This is a genomic window from Bradyrhizobium rifense (assembly GCF_008123425.1).
GTDB lineage: Bacteria > Pseudomonadota > Alphaproteobacteria > Rhizobiales > Xanthobacteraceae > Bradyrhizobium > Bradyrhizobium rifense.
In genome coordinates, this window is sequence record NZ_VSSS01000032.1 from 50989 (window position 1) to 72029 (window position 21041).

A 21041-nucleotide genomic window follows, 5' to 3' on the forward strand; every position below is an offset into this window, starting at 1 on the left:
GGCAAGCGCCAAAGAATCAAGATGCAACTTGATCATTCACAGCTTTGGCGAGTGAACTCCTATTCGCCCGGCTTGTACAGCGGGTCATGCCGCCCTGCGGGCGAGCAGCCGATCGAGCGGCGTATTGGGCTGCGTAATGGCGGCTCCCAGCAGCGCGGCGAGATCCTCCATCCACGCGCCGACCATGGCGCCGTCGAGCAGCTCGCCCTTGTAGTTGCACGAACCTGTGATCCCGCTCGGGCGCTCCTTGAGCATCAGCGACAGCCAGGTCTGGTCGACCGGCAGCACCGGTTGGCCCTCGCGCGCGACGTTTCCGATCGATCGCACCGCGACATTGGGCAGCTCGAGCGGCTGGCGCAGCGGATTTTGCAGAGTGAAATAGACCTGGAGCAGCGAAGCCGGATCGATGCCCTCCTGCTCCAGATGGTCGGCCAGGATGTTGAACGGCAGCTCCTGCCGGGCATGCGCCTCGAGCACGCTTTGGCGCACGCGGCCCAAGGCCTGCGTGAACGACAGATCCGGCGTGATTCGGCTGCGGACGATCACCGTGTTCTCGAACGGACCCACGATCCCCTCGGTGTCCGGCTGGCCGCGATTGGCCATGGCGGTCGCGACCGAGATGTCCGTGCGTCCGGTCCGCGCCAGCAGCAGAGCCTTGAGGCCCGTGAGCAGGCACATGAACAGCGTGGCGTTGTGCTGTCGCGCATAGGCCGTGAGCCGGGCGACCAGGTCGCGCTCCAGGCCGAGCGGATGATGGCCGGTCGACGCGCCCGGCCGCGCTTCGCCGTCAAACAGGGGAGCTGAACCGCGCAAAGTCTCGGTCCAGTCGGCGGCCTGGCGGCGGGCCGCCTCGGTGCCGCACCACCAGCGCTGCCAGCGTGCGACGTCGGAGAACGCGAGCGGCATCTTTGGCAGAGGCGCCGACGGATGGCCCGCCAGCGCGGCGTAGCGGTTGGACAATTCCTCGAACAGTACGCCGATCGACCAGCCATCGGCGATGGCATGATGCAATGTCAGCAGCAGGATGTGATCCTCGGCGTGCAGCCGCAGCAGCCGCGCCCGTAGCAGCGGCGCCCGGGCGGCGTCGACCGGGGTATAGGTCTCCTGCGCGATCAGGAGCTCGATCTTCTTCAGTTCGAGCGCCTTGCGCCGTTTGTTGTTGTGGGGCCGCCCGTCGCCGATGGTCTCGACGGTCAGGACCGGACCGAGCGCGGCGGGCGCGATGATGCGGCTGACTGGCTCCTCGCCATTCCAGCCGAACGCCGTCCGCAGCGATTCGTGGCGGCGCACAATGTCATCGATAGCCTGCGCCAGCATGCGCGGATCAATCGGGCCTTCGAGGTGGAAAGCGAAGGGCAGGTTGAACAGCGGCAGATCGGGCAGGTTCTGCTCGATTCGCATCATCTGGTCCTGCGCGATCGACAGTGTGGGCGGTCCGCTGTCGGCCAGGCGTGGCACGCCGGCCGCGGGCTTTTGCGGTTTCGCGGCCACGGCCTCGTCAACCCGCCGGGCGAGTTCTTCGATCGTCGGCGCCTCAAAAATGGTCTTGATCGGCAGCGAGACCCCGAGCGCACGGGCCACGCGCGCCATCGCCTGGCCCGCCAGCAGCGAATGGCCGCCGAGGTCGAAGAAATTATCGGTGACGCCGAGGCTCTCGACCTTCAGCAGATCGATCCAGATGTCGGACAGCACCTTTTCGGTGAAGCGGCGGGCCGGCACGGCGGCCTCCGTCCCGGCGGTCTCCTGTTGCGCCGGCGCCAGCAGCGCGGAGCGATCGAGCTTGCCATGGGCATTGAGCGGGACCTGATCCAGGAACAGGAAGGCCGACGGGATCGCATGAACAGGCAGCCGGCTCTTGAGGAAGTCGCGCAATTCGCTGGCGCTGATCTGGCTGCTTGCCTTGGCAACGACGTGGGCGATCAGCCTGACATCGCCATTGGCGTCGCGGCGCGGCTCGACGATGCCGGCGCGGACGCTTGCGTGGTCGGCAAGCGCAGCCTCGATTTCCTTGAGCTCGATGCGATAGCCGCGGACCTTGACCTGAAGGTCGGCGCGGCCGAGGCATTCGATCGTCCCGTCGGCGCGGCGGCGGGCGAGGTCGCCGGTGCGGTACAGCCGCGCGCCTTGCCGGCGCGCGAACGGATCGGGGATGAAGCGCTGCCGGCTCTGGGCGGGATCGTTGACATAGCCGCGGCCGACGCCGGCGCCGCCGATGCAGAGCTCGCCGACCACGCCGATCGGCTGCGGCTCCAGATTTGGATCGAGCACATAGAGCTGGGTGTTGGGTAGCGGCGCTCCGACCGGGACATTGGTCGTCGTCGTGTCCGGCGCCCTCGTCAGCCGGTGCAGGGAGACGTCGTCAGAACATTCCGAGGCGCCATAGGCGTTGATCAGCGGCACCTTCGGGCAGCGGGCGAACCAGGCGCGGCAGAGCTCGACCGGCAGCGGCTCGCCGGTCGAGATCAGCAGCCGCAGCTTCGCAAAGGCGCGCAGCATCGGCGCCTCGTCGAGGCGTTCGAGGATGACGCGTAGCAGCGAGGGGACGATCTCGAGCACGGTGATGCCCTCGCGGTCGATCTCCCGCGCCAGCAGCATCGGGTCCTGCACGACCGAATTGCCGCAGACATGGACGCGCGCGCCGACCATGGGACCGGCGAGGAACTGCCAGACCGAGATCACAAAGCTCTGCGGTGCGGTCTGCGCGATCACGTCTCTGGCCGTGAGGCCGAGCTCGGCGATCAGCGACGCCAGATGGTTCGACAACCCGCGCTGCTCGATCATGACGCCCTTTGGCGCGCCGGAAGAGCCGGACGTATAGATGAGATAGGCAAGGCTCGCGCTTGCGCGCCGTGCTGCGCGGGCCGGCTTGGTCGATTCCAGCGCGATTGCGTCATCGAGCTCGGCGACCTGGATGCGCGCGACCAGCGGCTCGAGCAGCGCGTCGACCATGGCGGACTGCGCGCGCCCCGTCAGCAGCACGCCTGCGCAGCTTGATCCGAGGATGGTTGCGAGCCTCGCCGGTGGCTGCTCGGGATCGAGGTTCAGGAAAGCCGCGCCCACGCGCTGAACCGCAATCATTGCGGCGAGCAGGTCGGGCCCACGCTCCGCTAACAAGGCGACGACGCTCTCGGCGCCAACGCCTTCGCGCGTGAGCCAGCGCGCGATCGCCTGGCTGCGGCGTGCCAGTTCGCGATAGCTCAGGGACAGATGTCCGTCGGAGATCGCCACGGCGTTCGGCGTCTTCTTCGCCTGCCGCTCGAAGCATTCGCAGAGATTGCCGCGCGTGGTGAAATGGGCCGGCCGGCCTTTCGTCGGCAGCATCTGGCGTTCGGCGTCGGTAAGCAGCGGCAGACGCGAGATGCGCTGCTCGGGATTGGCGATGACCGCCTTGAGCAGGGTCTTGAACTGATCCGCCATGCCCTCGACCGTACCTGCGTCGAACAGATCGGTGGCGTATTCGAAGAAGCCGGTGAAGCGGCCCTCGGCCTCGACCAGCTCGAGCGTAATGTCGAAGCGCGCGACTTCTGGGTCGATCTCCAGCCGGCGCGCCGACAGGCCGGGGAAGTGCGCGGCCTCGATCGATGCGTTCTGGAGGATGAACATGATCCGGAACAGCGGATTGCCGTCGCTCCTTCGCGCGATCTGCAACGCGCGCAGGACTTCCTCGATCGGAAGGTCCTGGTTGCGATAGGCATCGAGCGTGACCTGGCGCACCCGGCGCAGCAGCTCGCCGAAAGTCGGGTCGCCGCCGAAATCGTTGCGCAGGATCAGCGTATTGGCAAACAGTCCGATCAGCCGCTCACTCTCGATCTGGTTGCGGTTCGCGATCAGCGAGCCCGTCGCGACATCCTCATGCCCGGTATGGCGGAACAGCAGGCACTGGAACACCGCGAGCAGCGCCATGAACAGTGTCACGCCCTGGTCCTGGCTCAGCGCGCGCATGTCCGCCGAAAGGGTCTTTGAGAATTCGAAATAGTGACGGGCGCCGTGACCGCTCCAGACTTCCGGCCGTGACCGGTCGGTCCGCAGCGGTAGTGTGGTGACGCCGTCGAGCTGCTCGCGCCAGTAACCGAGCTGCTCCTTGGCTGCCGGTGTCTGCGCCCAGCTCTGCTGCCAGCGCGCAAAGTCGCGATATTGGAAGCCGGGCGAGGGCAACATCGTCGTGCTCCCCTTGCGTGCGGCGGAATATTCGACGGCAAGCGCCTCCCAGAACAGCCGCTGCGACCATCCGTCAGTGACGAGGTGATGGACGTTGACCACCAGCGCATGGCTGGATTTGTCGAACGAGAGCAGCGTGACCTTCAGCGGCGGCTCGCGGGCGAGATCGAACGGATATTGCGCCAGCTTGAGCGCCTCGCGCCGGACGACTGCTGCCTGCCGGTGTGAAGGGCAGGCTCTTAGCTTGATCCGCTCGAACCGCGGCGATGCCTGAAGCACACGCTGCACAGGCTCGCCCTCGCGTTCGACGAAGACCGAACGCAGCACCTCGTGGCCGGCGCAGATCGTAGCGAGGCTCGCCTGTAGCGCAGCGATATCGACCTGCCCCTTGAGCAGCGCGACTTCGACCACGTTATAATTGTAGCGCGTCGGATCGAGCCGCGAGAGCACATACATCCGCTGCTGCTGGAACGACAGCGTCGCGTCCCCTTCGGAAGCCTCCGGGCGCCATGCCGGCAGTGTCGGATCGCGATGGGCTGTGGTCTCGAGCCGGGCCGCGAGAGCGCCGACCGTGGCGCAATCAAAGATGTCCTCGAACGAGAAATCGACGTTGAAACGCTCGCGCAGGCGCGAGCGCATCTGCGTGACCGCAAGCGAGTCCGCGCCGAGCGCAAAGACGTCCTGATCGACGCCTATTCTCGGAAGCTCCAGAAGGTTGGCCCAGATCTCCGCGATCTCGGTCTCCAGCACGTTGCGCGGCAGCTGCGTCTCGTCGTCGTCATCCGACGCCGAAATCAGCTCGGCCAGCGCGTTGCGCTTGACCTTGCCGCTGGCGCCCTTCGGCAGGGCCGCCACACTGCGGATCAGGCTTGGCACCTTGTAGGCGGCGAGACGTTTGTGCGCGAACTGGCGCAACTGGTCGGAGGTCGCCTCGGAATTTTCCCGCAGCACCACGACGGCGGCGACGTTCTCGCCGAGTTTTTCGTGGGGAATGGCGAAGACGCCGGCTTCGAGCACCGCGGGGTGCGCCAACAGCACCTCTTCCACCTCCAGCGGCGACACCTTCTGGCCGCCGCGGTTGATGACGTCCTTGATGCGACCGACGATGAACAAATAGCTGTCGGCATCGAGATAGCCGAGATCGCCGGTCCGGAACCAGCCGTCGCGAAATGCGGCCTGCGTCGCCGCCTCGTCATTATAATAGCCGCGGCTCATGTTCGGCCCGCGCAGCATGATTTCGCCACGCTCGCCGCTTGCAAGCGCGCGGCCGGTCTCGTCCATGATGGCGATCTCAGGGCCTGCGGCGCGGCCGACCGCCCCGATCTTGCGAAGCTCGAACGGATTGGCGGCTATCTGCGAGGCCGCTTCCGTCATGCCGTAGGTTTCCAGCACGGGCACGCCGAACATCGTCTCCAGTCCATTCAGGATCGCGGGCGCAAGCGAGGACGAGGCCGAGCGGATCACGCGCAGCGATGACGCGCGGGCGCGCTCCGGGTTGGCTTCCGCGGCCGTCAGCAGCGCGCGATGAATGGTCGGCACCGCCGTGTACCAGGTCGGCTGCAGATCCCGCATCCAGCCGAAGAAGGACGGTGCGTCGAAACCGCCGGTCACGATCACGCTGGAGCCGGCGGCCAGTGCCGTGAGCAGTCCGGAGATCAAACCATGGGCGTGAAACAACGGCAGGGCATTCAACAGGCGATCCTGCGATCTGAGCGACAGCACCCGGCCGGCATTTTGCGCGGAGAGGCACACATTGCGATGCGTCAGCGGCACCATTTTCGGCCGCGCCGCCGTGCCCGACGTCAGCAGGATGAAGGCATCATCCTCGGCACTCGCGGCGCCGCTCGTGTTCGCCGGACCGACCGTCGGGCCGATGAATTCACAGCCGCCGAGGTCCGTATCCGGCCCCGGCACGAAGTCGATCACCGCGATACCGAGCGTCCTGGCGACGTCACGACTTGGTGAGTTCATGTCGGCCCGGGTGATCAGCGCTGTCAGCTTCAATTCGCTGAAATAGCGTTGCAGTTCATCCGCCGTCAGGTCCGGGTTGACGGGGACGCAGGCACAGCTTGATGCGACCGCGATGAGAGCCAGCGCGCTGTCGGCCCCGCGCGGCAGCGCAACGGCAATCCGGTCGCTAGGTGCAATGCCAAGCCCGCGCAGCGTTTGGATGAGATGCGCCATCCTGGCGCCGAGCGCGCCATAGGTCAGCGGCGGCCGGCCGGGGCCGAGCAGGGCGGGCGCCGCCGGCATCGTGTGCGCGTGGAAGGCGAGAAGGCCGCCGATATCGGCAAACGTCTTGGTTTCGGCGCCCGCGCCTGCCGATCCCTCTCTCGCCCCGGATGCAATCTCCGACAACGCCATTCCCTTTTGATCTGATTGGGCTATTCTTCCCAAGAGTTAGGGAACGCGTCCAGTCTGAGGTGAAGTTTTGGCCCCAAAATCTGTGGTTGAGGGACCTTAAGCCTTTCGGCGGGGGGAGTGTCGGGCGGGATCACCATGCTGGAGAAAGAGCCGGGGACTGAAGTCGGGTTGAAGCGCTGGCTCGAAGGCGTCGGTCTTGGTCACTACACCGACCTGTTCGCGCAGCACCGCCTCGATCTCGACGTCGTGGGAGACCTGACCGAGGCTGATCTTGCCGAGCTCGGATTGCCGCTCGGCGATCGCAAGCGGCTGCAGCGGGCGATGGCCGCGCTATTCCAGGCCGAGACGGCGGAAGTGCCGGTCGCGCCGGCGCACCCGCCGACCCGCACCGAGGTCGGCGCCGAGCGGCGTCAGCTCACCACCATGTTCTGCGACATGGTCGATTCCACTGCGCTTTCTGCCCAGTTCGATCCGGAAGACGTGCGCGATATGATCGCGAGCTTCCGCGAGACCTGCGTGCGCGTGGTGAAGCATTACGAGGGCTTTGCCGCCCGCTTCGTCGGCGACGGCATTCTGGTTTATTTCGGCTACCCGACTGCGCATGAGGACGACGCCGAGCGCTCGGTGCGCGCCGGGCTCGAGATCGTGCGGGTGCTCTCGACGGCGCGGGCGATCGAGCCGCGCGGCGCGCTGAGCCATGCGCCCGCCGTCCGCATCGGGATCGCGACCGGCCTCGTCGTGGTTGGCGACCTCGTCGGCCAGGGCACCGAAGAGCGCGATTCCGCGGTCGGCGAGACCGTCAATCTGGCCGCGCGCCTGCAAGCACTGGCACCCCCCAACGGCGTGGTGATCTCCGCCTCGACGCAGTCGCTACTGAAGGGGAAGTTCGATTATCGCAATCTCGGCGCCCATGCGCTGAAGGGCATCTCTGACAAGGCCCAGGCCTGGCACGTGGTTCGCGCCACGCGCGTGGAGACCCGCTTTGCGGCTGCCATGGGCACGCGGCTGACCCCGCTCGTCAACCGCGAGGAGGAAATCGCGCTGCTGATGGGGCGCTGGCAGCAGGTCAAGGAGGGCGACGGCCAGGTCGTCGTCAAGTTCGGCGAGCCCGGCATCGGCAAGTCGCGCATCATCCAGGAAATCTTCGAGCGGATCGCAGGCGACCGGCACGGACAGGTTTCGTTCCAATGCTCGCCCTACTACACCTCCACCGCGTTCTATCCGTTCTCCGAGCAGCTCAAATTCTCCCTCGGTCTCGACCGCGAAGACACGTCCGCGCTGTCGCTGACCAGCCTGGAGAATGCGATTGCCGCCGCCCAAGGCGATATCGAGCAGGTGGCGCCACTATTTGCCGCGCTGTTGTCGATCCCGACGGGGGAGCGCTATCCGCCGCTCGATTTGTCGCCGCAGCAGCAGAAGGACGCGACGGTCGCGGCGCTGGTCAACCACTTCCTGGGCCTCTCGCGCGAGATGTCGCTGGTGATGGCCTTTGAGGATCTGCACTGGATCGATCCGACCTCCCGCGAGGTGGTCGATCTTCTGGTCGAACGGGTGCAGAACCGGCCGATCCTTGCCATCATCACCGCGCGCACCGAATTCCAGCCGAGCTGGAACGCACATTCACATATCACCACACTGGTGCTGAACCGGCTCAGCCGGCCGTTGCGCACCATGCTGGTCGAGCGCGTCGCGGGGCGCGAGCTACCCAAGGAGGTCGTCGAGGAGATCATCGTCAAGACCGACGGCGTGCCGCTGTTTCTGGAAGAGCTGACCAAGACGGTTCTCGAATCCAACCTCCTGACCGAGCGGCACGGACGGTACGTGCTGTCGGGCCCGTGGCGGCAACTGGCGATCCCGGCGACGCTGACGGACTCGCTGATGGCGCGTCTGGACCGGATGGGGCCGTTCAAGCGGATCGCGCAGATCGGCGCCACGATCGGCCGCGAGTTCTCCTACGAGACCCTGCACGCGGTCGCCAATACGCCGGCGGAGCAGATCGAGGCGGCGCTGACGCATCTGGAGGAGGCGGGCCTGATCATGCGGCGCGGCCATCCGCCCGACGCGCTCTACTCCTTCAAGCACGTGATGATCCAGAACGCGGCGCATGCCAGCCTGTTGCACAGCGAGCGGCGCAAGCTGCATGCCAGCATCGCCCAGGTGCTTGCCGAGATGTATCCGGAGAAGACCGAGCGCGAGCCGGAGCTGCTCGCCCACCATCTCACCGAATCCGGCCAAAGCGAGGGCGCGGCGAGCTTCTGGCTTAAGGCCGGCAAGCAGGCGGCCAAGAGCGGCGCCAATCTCGAGGCGATCGGCCATCTGCGCCGGGGCTTGAGCGTCGTGCAGGCCAATGCCCGCATGCAGGGCGCCGACGAGATGGAGCTCGAGCTGAGGATCGCGCTCGGCAACGCGCTGATCGCCGCCAAGGGCTATGCCGTGCAGGAGGTCGAAGAGAACTACATCCGCGCCCTCGAACTGGGCCAGCAGCTCGACGACGACGAAAAGGCATTTGCCGCGACGCGCGGGCTCTGGGTCTGCCATTTCATCCGCGCCGATCTCACCCGCGCGCATGATCTCAGCGTCGAGCTGCTGAAATTCGCCAAGCGCGAGCGGCTGAACGAGCAGGCGCAGCCTGCGCAGCAGACCGGCTATCTGATCGAGGCGCACCGCTCGATCGCGATGACCATGCTCTATCGCGGGCGCTTCGCCGCCGCGCAGCATCATCTGCACCGCTGCATCAATCTCTACAGCCCCGATCTGCACTCCGACCTGATGGAGCGGCACGGCACCGATCCCGGCGTCGTCTCGCTGTCCTATCTCGGCTATCTCCTCTGGTTCCTCGGCCAGCCCGACGCGGCGCGGCAGCACAGCGAGCAGGCGATCCTGCATGCGGAGAAGATCCGTCATCCTTTCTCGCTCGCCTTCGCGTTGGTGTTCGGCGCCTATCTCTGCCAGCACCTGCGCGATATCGAGGGCACGCGCGACCACGCCAACCGCGCCATGATCATCGCCACCGAGCACAATTTCCTGCACTGGAAGCAGCAGGCGGCGATCCTGCGCGGCTGGGCGCTGGCGCAGCTCGGTGAGGCCGACGAAGGCATCAGCCAGATGCGGTTCGGCCTCGACGAATACGAGGCGATGGATTCCTGGCTCGCCGGCTGCTGGTTCCGCTGCCTGCTCGCGGAGGCCTATGCCAAGGTCGGCATGCGTGATGCCGCCTTGCGCGCGCTGGACGGTGCGCTCGCGACCGCAAGACGGACCGGCGATCACTCCTACCTCGCCGAAGTCTATCGCCTGCAGGGCGAGATCACCTTGTCGGACGGCAATCCGGCCTCGGTGCAGGAGGCGGAGGATCTGTTCGGCCTGTCGCTGGAGACGGCGCGCAAGCAGGGAGCGCTGTCCTGGGAGCTCAGAACTGCCGTCAGCCTCGCAAGGCTGTCGCACGAAACCGGCAAACGTGAACATGCAAGTCTTTTGCTCGTGCCGATCATCGGCAAGTTCAACGAGGGATTTTTGACGCCGGACCTGAAGCAGGCCATGCAGCTGCTGCATGAGATCGGTGGCGACACACCGGCTCGTCCGCAGGTCTATCCGGTGAAATGAGCGATCTGTCCGCCGCGCGTGCGCGCTATGTCGAGTTGATTGCGAAGCGGGAACGCCTCTCCTCGTCGCGCCTGCTTGCAGCGCTCGCGGCGGTGCCGCGCGAAAATTTTCTGGCGAAGGGGCCCTGGCGTATCAAGAACGAGGCGGCGCGCGGCTATCGTCTGACGCCCGACGCCGACCCGGTCCATCTCTACGACAATGTGCTGGTTGCGATCGACGCACGCCGCAAGCTCGACACCGGATTGCCGAGCCTGTGGGCGCATTTCATCGATCTGCTCGGCGTCGGGGAGAAGGACCGCGTGGTCCAGATCGGTTGCGGGCTTGGCTATTTCTCGGCGATCCTGTCGGAGATCGTCGGTCCAAAGGGCAGGGTGCAGGCGATCGAATGCGACGAGCGGCTCGCGGTGCGTGCCGCGGCCTATCTTCGCGCCTATCGGAATGTCGAAATTATCAACGGCGATGGTTGCCTGGATGTCAGCGAGCCGGCTGACGTCATCATCGTGCACGCCGGATTCTCGCATCCGCATCCGCTCTGGCTCGAGTCGCTTCGCCCGCGCGGGCGGCTGCTGGTGCCATTGACGCAGCTGGACCGCGAAGGTGCCGCCCTCAAGATCACGCGCAAGGGCAAGGGGTTCGAGGCCGAGGCTGTGCAGCAGATCCGGATCTTCCCCGGCCGGGGCCGCGGGGTGACGGCGCTCGACGACCGTGTCGCCGATTGGTGGCAGCGGGCGTCGTCGCTCGCGCCGCTGCGCTTCCGCGGCATCGCGCAGGGGCTGCCGTCGGATTAGGGCTCGCCGGCTCAGCCCTCACGCGTCCTTCGTGAACCTGCTGATCACGTCCATGAACGGCTTCGGCTTGAACTCGCCGTCGAGCGGCAGCGGCCGGTTCGGCTGTTTGTCCTTGCGGGCGAAGGTGCCGTTGATCCAGCTGTAACGATCGGAAATGCCCCAGGTCAGGATCGAGCGCACCGGCCCGCTGGTCGCAATCGCCGTCAGCAGGTCGTCGACGCGCTTGGCGACGATGGCATCGCGCTCCGCCGGACTTCCCGTCAACTTCTGATCGTCGACGTCGAGCTCGGTGACGTAGACTTCGAGGCCCCACGCGCGGAGCTCGGTGACGAATTCCGCGAGCCCGTGGGTGTCGATCTCGAGCTCGGCATGCAGATGCGATTGCAGTCCGACCGCGTGCAGCGGCACGCCCTGGTCGAGCAGACTCATGATGAGGTTGCGGTAGGCGGCGCGCTTGGCGATGAACGAGTCCTTCGCCGACTCGATATCGTATTCGTTGATCGCGAGCTTGACGTACGGATCGGCCGCGGCCGCAGTGCGGAAGGCGAGCGGAATCCAGCGGTCGCCGAGATGCTGCGTCCAGAACGTGTCGCGTCGGTCGGTGACGCCTTTGGGATTGTCAGGGATAGGCTCGTTGACGACGTCCCACGAGGTCAGCTTGTCCTTGTAATAGGACACGACGGTGTTGATGTGATCGACATAGGCGCGCTCGACGCCTTTCGAATCCTTGATCTGCTTGGTCCAGTCCGGAATGTCGTGATACCAGGCGAGCGCGTGTCCGCGCATGGTCAGGTCGTTCTTTTCTGCGAAATCATAGATGGCGTCGGCGCGCTCGAAGGCGAAGGTGTGCGCGTCCGGCCGCAGCATCGGCCACTTCAATTCGAGCACCGGCACCACCTGGGTGCAGTAGGTGCTGATGGCCTCGCCGAGCCGCGGCTCGGCCTGCAGGTCCCAGAGCGTGGCGGCGGCGCCAAAGCCCGGACGGCGCTGCGCAAGTTTCGACGCCGGCAGTGCTGACGCCGATGCGCCCGCTGCGAGCGTTGCGGCGCTGCCGAGGAGAAATTCGCGTCTGTCGAGCTTCATCACGTGGCGGCCGTCCTTTCGGAACCAACGCGCCAATGTACCAAGCGGCGCCTTGCGACGCCGCGGTTTCCTGTTGTTGGGTTAACTTTCGCGAACGGCTGTGTCAGCGCGCCTGACGCTGCATCACCGCTTCAGCGATCCCGTAATAGTGAAGCGCGCCCTTTTCGAGCGTGAGATTGTCCATCACATAATCGCGAGGTACGAAGTCGCCCGCGCTGACTTGCGACCAGAAGTCGCTCCAGCCGGAGATGAAGCCGTTCGCGTCGATGAACGTGCGGCCGCAACGTGCGTCGAAATAGGGCACCGAGGACACGCCGCCTTCGTATTTCACCCTATCGGGAAAATACTCCGGATCCTGCCACGGCCCGCCGCGATTCCACGCGAACACGGGCACGCCGCTGGACAGCGCCTGCTGGCAGGCGATGCCCTGGCTCTCGTGCTCGCAGAGGAACACCATGCTGCGGCAGCGCGCCAGCGCCGCCTTGTAGTCGTTTTCCTTGTAATGGCCGTAGCGGATCACTTCGACCGAGCGGCCGCTCGCTTCGAGATGGCGGCGGATCGGTTCGATCAGCTCGCTCGCATAGCGCTCGTGCTCCCAGCGCACCTTGTCGTAGAGCAGCACGTCGACGCTCTTCTGCTCGGCCGGCGTTGGCGTCCACAAATCGGTTTCGATGCCGACCGGCCAGACCTCGACATGCGGCCAGTATGGCCGGCACATCTCCGCATACCAGTTGCAGGGCACCAGGATGGTCTTCTCGTGCAGGTCCTGGAGACGCTCGGGCACTTCAATCGGATGGTTGTACATGACGACGCCGAGCAGGAGCGGGTTCTTCCATGCGAAGCGGTCGAGCACGAACGGGCGCCCGATGATGCAGGCGAGCTCCTCCGGGTGCTTGCGGATGTAGCCGTAATCGTTGACGCGGTAAGGGACGTCGACCCGATCGAGTCCGGCGCAGAGATTGAGGAACACGCGGCGCTGGCCGCTGATCCAGGATTTGCCGAGCAGCATCCGCCGCACCAGCGGCCGGACGTGGCGATCGCCTGGAAACCAGCGGTCGTCACGCTCCTCGAAGAACAAATTGAGCGTCATCCGCTTGCCCCCGTCCGCAGGGGCCGCCGGGACCAGGGGCGCATCGGTCCCGCCATGGGGCAGGGATGCCGGGTTTGCCTGTATTCGCTCGGCAACGTCCATGTCAGTTACGTCCACGCATTAACCGAAGGTCGGGCGACGTCTTGAAATCATGGTTTCTTTTCGGTGATCGCGGCGACCCGTTCAAGGACAGGGCAAATTTAACGCTAACGCGCGAAACCGGTGGGCCCGCCCCATTCGGCGGCCGATCTGCAGACTTAAATGATTATGTTGGGAGATGCTGCGGCGCAGTCCGATCGCCAAGCCTTGAACGTCAAGCCAAGGTCCAACTGATTAACGGCCGTTCGATTTCAAGGCCGCCGGTCCCGTACACGCATGCTGAATCGCCACTTCTCCATCTATCTCGTCGCCCATATCCTGCCTGCGGCGGTGGGCTTCTTCGCGGTCACCGCCTACACGCGGCTGCTGACGCCGGCGGAGTATGGCGTCTATGTCGTCGGCACCAGCATTGCCGGCATTCTGGGGGCGATCTTCTTCGTCTGGATCAAGCTGTCGGTGTCTCGCTACCAGGCGATGTCGTCGGATGTCGATTTTCGCGGCACGGCGATGGTCGCCTTCGCGCTGACGGTCGTGGCCATGTGCGCCGCGACCCCGCTGGTGTTCCTGTTCCGCAGCGACGTCAGTGTCGAGCTGGTGCTCGCCAGCATGTTCGTCGCGATCATGTCGAATGCGGTCGATGTCGGCCAGGAGTTCGAGCGCGCCAAGCTGCGCCCCTATCGCTTCGCGGCGATCTCGATCGTGCGCAGCGTGTCGAGCGTCGGCTTCGGCCTGCTTGGGATCTGGCTCGGCTGGGGCGGCATGGGCCTGCTCGCGGCGTTCGGCCTGGGCTCGCTCACCGGCATCGTTCTCAATCTCGTCGGCGATCGGACCAGGATTGCGCGCTTTTCACGCAGCCAGTTCACGCAACTCGCGCGCTATGGCCTGCCGCTGACGCTGGCAGGCCTTTCCGTCGCGCTCTACTCGACCAGCGATCGGCTCATGGTCGCCTGGCTGCTCGGCAAGGATGCCGCCGGCATTTTCGGCGTCGCCGCCGACCTGCCGCGTCAGTTCATGGTCATGATCGCCGGCAGCGTTGCCGCAGCCACCGTGCCGCTGGTGTTCCGCTCGCTGTCGGAGAAGAACAACGAGACGACGCGGGAGCGGCTGACCGAGAGCCTCGAACTGCTGCTCGTCGTCGTAGCGCCCGTCGCGGTCTGGCTTGCGCTTGCGGCGGATCAGGTCGCCGGCACGCTTGTCGGTGTCGATTTCCGCGCTGGCGTGTCGGCGCTGCTGCCGACGCTGGTGCTCGCCCGCTTCTTCGGCATCGCCAATCAGTTCTACGTGCAGATCAGCTTTCAGCTCGCCGAGCGGCCCTTCATGTTGGCGGCGCAGTCGTTCCTCACGCTGGTCGTGAGCGTGGCGCTGATGTTCGCGCTGGTCGCGGGCTATGGCATCTACGGTGCGGCGCTGGCGACGCTCGCGACCGAGGTGATCGGCTTCGTCGTCGCCGTCGTGCTGATGCACCGTGCCCATCCCGTGCCGTTCGACGTCAACCGGCTCGCCGGCGTTGCCGCATCGGCGGCGGCGATGGCGGGCGCCATCCTTGTCGCGCGGTCGCAAGTCAACGGCACCGGGTTTGTGGCGCTGATCATCGTGAGCATTGCGGGCGGCCTCGCCTATGTCGCTGCCGCGTGGCTGTTGAACGTCGCGAACGTGCGGACGCTGTCGCTGCGCTTCCTGCGGACGTTCAACCGCAAGGCGCTGGGCGTTTAGAGGCGGTTCCCACCTCATTCCGCCCGGAACATCCGGCTGGCGGCAGGCGGAAAAACCGGGGAATCTGTTCCAGTGAGCAATACTGACCAGCAACTTCGGACCTGGAGGCGCATGCTCCCCTCATCACCGTCCTTTATCGGTATCTATCGGTGACTGAGAGCGCGGTAATGCTCCCGCCTGTGATCAGGGTGCATCGCATGCAGTTGCAATATTCTCACTCATCCGGTCGGTCACCTGCGCCAGTCCAGCATCCGCGCTGCCCCAAATGCGGCGCACACATGAGCTTGGTCAGAATCCCCGGCTCATCTGCGTTTGACATCGGAACGTTCGACTGCGCCTGCTGCCATCATATCCGCACTGCCACAGTCGAAACCGATCCGATGAAATCGGGTGCGGTTCTCTGGCTCGCCAGTCATGATTTGAGGCGACCGACCTGAGACAGGGCTCCAATGGAGGACCTGGAAGAATTCGTCCATGGTCAAAACCTGACAATCGTCAGAAGGCAGCTCGATCTGGCCAAAGATGACGTCCGACGGCAATGGCTCTTGGAGCGTCTGGCCGAAGAGGAAGTGAAAGTCCCGGTCGCAATGAGATGGATGACGACCCGCGCACCACCAAAGAGCTCTTGATGCGAGATGTGTCTTGAGCGGGTACATCATCAACAACAAGGGTGTCCGCGCTGGATTGCAGACGGGAACGGCAATCTTCGACCTTGCCGGCAGGAAAGTCTACGATCTCAAGGGAAACAACATCTATCGTCTCTCGGGCGAATTGGTCGGCCATCTGCTCGATGCGTCCGGCTCGGACAAGCGTCTGGATCGCGACAGCGAGCAGCTGCTTTCCGTTCGAGAGCGTCAGGAACCTGACAAGCCGGAGAAGCGTGCCGTCCCGATACGGCAGCCGTCGCCCAGCTTTGCGCAAGCGATACGTCTCCGCCGGATGGTCTCCGACACCCCGTCCGATCGTCGTAAGAGAGATTGATCGCGGAGCGTCAGTGCAGAGGAGATCTTGTCCTGGTCGCAGCGTCGTAGATCAGGACCTGCAACATGGGAAACCTGTCCAGCAGCTCGGCGCCGGCTTCCTGAGCCGCATTTTCGTTGTCGTAATGCGTTTTGAAGTGACCGTCGACCACCAGCGAGAAGCCGTCGGTCGGCGCCACGTCAGCCCTTTGCACGATTCTCGGCTCAATCTCGTCTGCTGGCATGATTGGTTTTTTCATTGAGTGCCTTCACATCGTTACAGAATGGATGTCACCGTTTCCGAGGCCGCTATCTCCGCATCGCGTCGTGAATTCCTCACGAAACTGACCGCGCCGTTGGCAACCGGACAGCGCGCTCGATGTTCCGCAATGCGCTCGAGCCGTTTCGATCCCTGCGCCCGAATGCCTCAGTCGTCGTTCCTCACGATCTCAGGCTTGTCGTACAAGACCGCGTTCAGGAGGGAGTTGTGAACCTCGATCTTGCCGTTGTAGCTAATGAAGCCGAGCTTGCGAAACTTGTTCATGAAGAAGCTGACCCGGGAGCGGGTTGTCCCGATCATCTCGGCGAGCGTCTCTTGGCTGATCTGCACTGCGATCGGCTGAGGGACGCCATCCTTTCCAAAATTTGCCAGGAGCAGCAGGAGACGCGCAAGACGCTTCTCGCTGGAATTGAATAGCTGGTCGATCAGGTCTTCTTCGATCCGGCTGTTTCGACCGAGAAGGTAGCTCATGAACAATTCGGAAAACCTCGGTTCGCTCTTGAGTGCCGCAAGCATCGCGGATTTCGCGATGGAGGTGATCACACATTGCTCCATCGCGACCGTTGTCGAAATTCGCAAGGGATGTCCGTTCAGGCAACCTTCGCCGAAAAATTGTCCGGGCTCCATGATTCCAACCACTGCTTCCTTGCCCTGCTCGGAGACGACGAGAACCTTGATCTTCCCCTTCTGGATATAGAAGACGGTATCTGCGGCGTCGCCCTGCGAAAACACGATTTGGCTCTTGTCGAATTTCAATATGGCCTTGCCGTCGCCGACCTTGGCGAGAAAGACTTTTGGATCAAATTTGCTTTTCGACGCTTTTGGCATGAAGTCGTGAAAGCCTTCTGCAGGATCACCTCAGTTTAGCAGGGCCGGCACCTGGTTGGTTAGCCAAATCTTGCGGCCGGTTTGCAATGCGGCACCCCTCTGCCCAATGCCGTGCGATCGTCCCATGCCGGTCCTTTATGAGTGCGGCATCAAGCTCTGCGATCCGGTTCGTCGTTTCAGATTGTGGGCGCCGTCACCGATTCTATCAGTGAGGTCGCGTCTCCGTTGAGCAGAATTGCTCAGCTTTGTCGGAGGAATGGACCGCAATCGGGGCGAGCCATGCGCCGCTCAAACGACCGGCATCTGAGCGGTTTTGCACATCATGCGCCGTCGCTCAGGTCTATTCTGGACGGTGGCGGAAGTTCCGCTGTTCGTTGGTGAGGACGTGAATATGAACATATCCGGTGAGAGCCTTCTCGTCATATTGGTTGTGGGCGTCGCGGCTGGCTGGCTGGCGGGGCAGATCGTCATGGGTACGGGCTTGGGTCTGGTCGGCGATCTCGTCGTCGGAATAGCGGGAGCTTTCGTTGCGAGCTGGATATTTCCGCAACTTGGATTCCATCTCGGCTCTGGGATCGTTTCGCAGATCGTTGACGCCGCGATCGGCGCAATGTTGCTGCTCCTGATCATCGGGCTCGTCCGCGGACGGAGCCGATGGGGCGGAAGCTGGGGCGGCGTTTGGCGGAAACGCTGGTAAGCGCGATTGGGAGACTAGAGCTTGGGCGCGCAACGACAAAGGGCGTGACTGAGCGGACTATCCACCGTGTCTCGTGTCACGGCCATTTGTGAGACTCTGCCTGGAACGAACGTAGCCGGGGTCGCTTGATGATGGCGACCGGGTATGATGCCCACTCATCATATTCGATGAATGGCGGCCCTGGTTCGCACCCCCGTGCCGGGGCCGCTTCCTTACGCGTTTCGATTCCGCTACTTGGCCGATGTCACCGGATCTTCAGCCGGTCGTCCGCAGACCTGACCGCAATTGGGGCATTCGAAGATTCGCAAGTCTGGGCCGATGCAACTTGATCCGATGCGGACCAGCATCATGCGGCGTTGGCACGTCGGGCAGAGTGGCCGGGGTATCGGAATCAGCGACGGTTCAGGACGAGCGTAGACCTCGGACATCTGAAGCTCCTGCCAATATTGCGGGGTATGCTTTACCCGAAGCCGCCGCCGCGGCCAGCCGATTCGCCGGCTGCGATGGAGTGAGCATGCCGCGCTGCCGTGCCGGCCACTGTTCAATATTGCACATAATCAGGAAAATTGCCTGCAGGTCAGGACGTATCCGACCCGAACCCTGACGACAGGCAGCCAGCAATCAGGGTGTGCCCTGCGGTCCGGGAAGTTCGGAAGTGATCGTTGAATCTTCGACTGTGCAATATTGCTCAGCAAAGCATCCGCATACGGATCAATATGAGAGTCTGCGGGGTGCGACCTCAGAGCCGCTGCCGAAGGCGTGCTTACGAGAGAACCGTGCCTGCTTGTGTGGGCATGTTCGGAAGCAAACCAGATATGAGCCAAAGGTTGGCGGAGATCCGCGCGTTGCCGCAATTGCTCGCGCGCTATCGCGAAGCCGATAGCGCGCGCGGTGCTTTCGAGCTGGTGATCACAGCAGTGCCGTTCCTGGTCATCTGGGCTTTGATCCAAAATGCTCTTGACCACGGCTATTGGCTGGGCCTGCTGCTTGAGGTACCCGCGGCGGGCTTGCTCGTGCGCCTCTTCATGATCCAGCACGATTGCGGACACGGCTCGTTCTTTCGCAGCCGCATTGCGAACGATTGGGTCGGCCGGGCCATCGGTGTCGTGACCCTGACGCCGTACGATTATTGGCGATATAACCATGCACGCCATCATGCGAACTCCGGCAATCTCGATCACAGGGGCCTGGGCGACATCGATACGTTGACCGTGCGGGAGTTTCTCGCGCAGTCGCGATGGCGTCGGATACTCTATCGTCTCTATCGGCATCCCATGGTGATGTTTGGCGTAGGTCCCACGTATTTGTTCGTCTTGAAGCATCGATTGCCGGTCGGGATGATGCGTGATGGCTGGAAGCCCTGGCTGAGTACAATGGGCACAAATGCTGCCATCGCGGCTCTCGTCGCCGCGGTGATCTGGCTGGTCGGCTATCGGCCATTCCTGCTTGTGCATCTGCCGATCACGGTTTTGGCGGCGTCGATTGGTGTCTGGCTGTTCTACGTCCAGCATCAATTCGAGGACACCTACTGGTCCCACGACGGAGACTGGAGTTTTCACGAAGCTGCGCTGCTTGGCAGCTCCCACTACCATTTGCCGGTTGTCCTGCGATGGTTCACGGCCAATATCGGCATCCACCACATCCATCATCTAAGCAGCAGAATTCCCTGCTATCGACTGCCGGATGTGTTGCGGGATCATCCGCGGCTCGCTGGCGTCGGACGAATAACTCTGCTCCGGAGTCTGCGGTCTGTGCCGCTGGTTTTGTGGGATGAGGAGCGCTTGCAGCTTGTCTCCTTTGCAGACGTACGAGCTCGGTCCACGCCCGATCTGCCCGCGACCGCGGACTTTTGTAACCTGTAGCTCGCGCCCACCGGCATGGCCGTACGAGGCCTATTTCTCATCACGGAAATTTCCGCAAACGCGATAGGTCACCGGCCTTTACATTTTGCGGTAGCGGCAGCCGGAGCCATGTCTTGCTGAGCTTGTCAATCAGAGCCCGTTCTGCTCAGTAGGGATTTGAAATTGCGCAATAATATGCGCATGCATCTATCGACTAAAGTTGAAATTCAGCGAGGAAACCAATAATGCGCAAGCTCACATTGGCCATTGCCGTGATCGCCCCGATGCTCGGTCATGCAGCGTCGGCCGAGGACACTCTGAAGATCGGCTACATCGATCCGCTCTCCGGCGGCGGCGCCAGTGTCGGCGAGGGTGGTTTGAAGACCTTCCAGTATCTGGCCGACGAGCTCAACGCCAAGGGCGGCATTCTCGGCCACAAGATCGAGATCCTGCCGCTGGACAACAAGACCAATCCGCAGGAGAGCCTGGTGCAGGCCCAGAAGGCGATCGACGCCGGGGTTCACTACATCACCCAGGGCAACGGCTCGTCGGTCGGCGCTGCGCTGTCGGACTTCGTCACCAAGAACAACTCGCGCAATCCCGGCAAGGAAGTGCTGTACTTCAACTACGCCGCCGTCGATCCGAGCCTGACCAACGAGAAGTGCAGCTACTGGCATTTCCGGTGGGATGCGAGCTCCGACATCAAGATGGAAGCACTCACCAACTACATGAAGGACACCGCCTCCATCAAGAAGGTGTACCTGATCAACCAGGACTATTCGTTCGGCCAGTCCGTTCGCACCGATGCGCGCAAGATGCTGGGAGCCAAGCGGTCCGACATCCAGATCGTCGGCGACGAGCTGCATCCGCTGCTCAAGGTCACGGACTTCTCGCCCTACATCGCCAAGATCAAGGCGTCCGGCGCCGATAGCGTCGTCACCGGCAATTGGGGCCAGGATTTTGCGCTGCTGCTCAAGGCTGCGGCCGATGCCGGGCTGAAGGTCAACTGGTACACTTATTATGCCGGCGGCGCCGGTGGCCCGACCGCGATCAAGCAGACCGGTCTCGATGGGCAGGTCTTCCAGATCACCGAAGGCTTCGCCAACTCCGGCAACAAGGGCGCGATGGACTACGAGAAGGCGTTCCGCGCCAAGGTCAATCTGTCGCTGTGGTATCCGCGTGCGGTCAACGAGATGCGCATGTTCAAGGCTGCGGCCGAGAAGGCCAATTCGATCGACCCCGTGAAGGTGGCGGCGGCGCTCGAGGACCTGAAGTTCGAGGTTCTCGACGGTGGCCAGGGCATCATGCGCAAGGATGATCACCAGTTCCTGCAGCCGATCTACATCTCCTCCTTCGGCAAGCTGACCGAGAGCGAGCCGTTCGACGAGGAGAGCACTGGTTGGGGCTGGCACCTGGTCTCCAGGATCGACACGCCGCAGGCCATGGTTTCCACGACCTGCAAGATGGCGCGGCCGTAATCACGACGTCTGTCGTTGCCCGCGGCCATCATGGGTCGCGGGAGAAGCGGCGACCGGACTATT

General features: G+C 63.8%; 12 protein-coding genes. 7 read left to right on the forward strand and 5 right to left on the reverse strand.

Annotated elements, in window-relative coordinates; genetic code table 11:
- Window positions 1-84: 84 nt before the first annotated feature.
- Window positions 85-6522: a non-ribosomal peptide synthetase gene (locus FXB40_RS21270; RefSeq protein ID WP_148774129.1), complete on the reverse strand. Its 6438-nt coding sequence runs from the start codon at window positions 6520-6522 to the stop codon at window positions 85-87.
- 135 nt (window positions 6523-6657) lie between these two features.
- On the opposite strand from FXB40_RS21270, the gene FXB40_RS21275 reads away from it, so the two are divergent.
- Together FXB40_RS21275 and FXB40_RS21280 are read left to right on the forward strand one after the other, a co-directional pair.
- A complete protein-coding gene (locus FXB40_RS21275) occupies window positions 6658-10122 on the forward strand; it encodes an ATP-binding protein (RefSeq protein ID WP_148774130.1) in 3465 nt (1154 codons plus the stop codon).
- Window positions 10119-10910: a protein-L-isoaspartate O-methyltransferase family protein gene (locus tag FXB40_RS21280; RefSeq protein ID WP_148774131.1), complete on the forward strand. Its 792-nt coding sequence runs from the start codon at window positions 10119-10121 to the stop codon at window positions 10908-10910. The genes FXB40_RS21275 and FXB40_RS21280 overlap by 4 nt, the downstream gene beginning before the upstream one ends.
- Window positions 10911-10928: 18 nt before the next feature.
- Here the strand turns inward: FXB40_RS21280 and FXB40_RS21285 are convergent, their stop codons facing one another.
- Both FXB40_RS21285 and FXB40_RS21290 read right to left on the reverse strand, forming a co-directional pair.
- Window positions 10929-11996: an endo-1,4-beta-xylanase gene (locus FXB40_RS21285; RefSeq protein ID WP_148774132.1), complete on the reverse strand. Its 1068-nt coding sequence runs from the start codon at window positions 11994-11996 to the stop codon at window positions 10929-10931.
- A gap of 100 nt (window positions 11997-12096) precedes the next feature.
- On the reverse strand, window positions 12097-13185 hold the full coding sequence (locus FXB40_RS21290) for a glycosyltransferase (RefSeq protein WP_148774133.1): 1089 nt from the start codon (window positions 13183-13185) through the stop codon (window positions 12097-12099).
- A gap of 273 nt (window positions 13186-13458) precedes the next feature.
- Here FXB40_RS21290 and FXB40_RS21295 point away from each other — a divergent pair, with 273 nt between their 5' ends.
- On the forward strand, window positions 13459-14895 hold the full coding sequence (locus tag FXB40_RS21295) for an oligosaccharide flippase family protein (protein WP_148774134.1): 1437 nt from the start codon (window positions 13459-13461) through the stop codon (window positions 14893-14895).
- Between the two features lie 642 nt (window positions 14896-15537).
- Window positions 15538-15876 carry a hypothetical protein gene (locus tag FXB40_RS21300; RefSeq protein WP_148774135.1) on the forward strand — a complete coding sequence of 113 codons (339 nt, stop codon included), beginning with the start codon at window positions 15538-15540 and terminating at the stop codon, window positions 15874-15876.
- Between the two features lie 10 nt (window positions 15877-15886).
- Here FXB40_RS21300 and FXB40_RS21305 read toward each other — a convergent pair whose 3' ends face one another.
- A complete protein-coding gene (locus FXB40_RS21305) occupies window positions 15887-16069 on the reverse strand; it encodes a hypothetical protein (RefSeq protein ID WP_246207792.1) in 183 nt (60 codons plus the stop codon).
- Between the two features lie 212 nt (window positions 16070-16281).
- The gene (locus tag FXB40_RS21310; protein WP_148774137.1) at window positions 16282-16962 is read right to left on the reverse strand and encodes a Crp/Fnr family transcriptional regulator; all 681 of its coding nucleotides are present in this window, start codon (window positions 16960-16962) and stop codon (window positions 16282-16284) included.
- Between the two features lie 391 nt (window positions 16963-17353).
- Here FXB40_RS21310 and FXB40_RS21315 point away from each other — a divergent pair, with 391 nt between their 5' ends.
- From FXB40_RS21315 to FXB40_RS21330, 3 genes are all read left to right on the forward strand, one after another.
- Window positions 17354-17659 (forward strand): GlsB/YeaQ/YmgE family stress response membrane protein, encoded by a 306-nt coding sequence (locus tag FXB40_RS21315; RefSeq protein ID WP_187437063.1) that lies wholly within the window; start codon window positions 17354-17356, stop codon window positions 17657-17659.
- An 815-nt stretch (window positions 17660-18474) separates the two neighbouring features.
- A complete protein-coding gene (locus tag FXB40_RS21325) occupies window positions 18475-19521 on the forward strand; it encodes a fatty acid desaturase (protein ID WP_148774338.1) in 1047 nt (348 codons plus the stop codon).
- Window positions 19522-19745: 224 nt separating this feature from the next.
- Complete coding sequence (locus tag FXB40_RS21330; RefSeq protein WP_148774139.1) at window positions 19746-20978, forward strand: branched-chain amino acid ABC transporter substrate-binding protein; 1233 nt, start codon at window positions 19746-19748, stop codon at window positions 20976-20978.
- Window positions 20979-21041 lie beyond the last annotated feature (63 nt).

Bases quoted from the DNA above. Each gene is read 5' to 3' on its own strand.
- FXB40_RS21270 (WP_148774129.1), bottom strand. From the start codon at position 6,522: ATGGCGTTGTCGGAGATTGCATCCGGGGCGAGAGAGGGATCGGCAGGC.
- FXB40_RS21275 (WP_148774130.1), top strand. From the start codon at position 6,658: ATGCTGGAGAAAGAGCCGGGGACTGAAGTCGGGTTGAAGCGCTGGCTC.
- FXB40_RS21280 (WP_148774131.1), top strand. From the start codon at position 10,119: ATGAGCGATCTGTCCGCCGCGCGTGCGCGCTATGTCGAGTTGATTGCG.
- FXB40_RS21290 (WP_148774133.1), bottom strand. From the start codon at position 13,185: ATGGACGTTGCCGAGCGAATACAGGCAAACCCGGCATCCCTGCCCCAT.
- FXB40_RS21295 (WP_148774134.1), top strand. From the start codon at position 13,459: ATGCTGAATCGCCACTTCTCCATCTATCTCGTCGCCCATATCCTGCCT.
- FXB40_RS21310 (WP_148774137.1), bottom strand. From the start codon at position 16,962: ATGCCAAAAGCGTCGAAAAGCAAATTTGATCCAAAAGTCTTTCTCGCC.
- FXB40_RS21315 (WP_187437063.1), top strand. From the start codon at position 17,354: ATGAACATATCCGGTGAGAGCCTTCTCGTCATATTGGTTGTGGGCGTC.
- FXB40_RS21325 (WP_148774338.1), top strand. From the start codon at position 18,475: ATGAGCCAAAGGTTGGCGGAGATCCGCGCGTTGCCGCAATTGCTCGCG.
- FXB40_RS21330 (WP_148774139.1), top strand. From the start codon at position 19,746: ATGCGCAAGCTCACATTGGCCATTGCCGTGATCGCCCCGATGCTCGGT.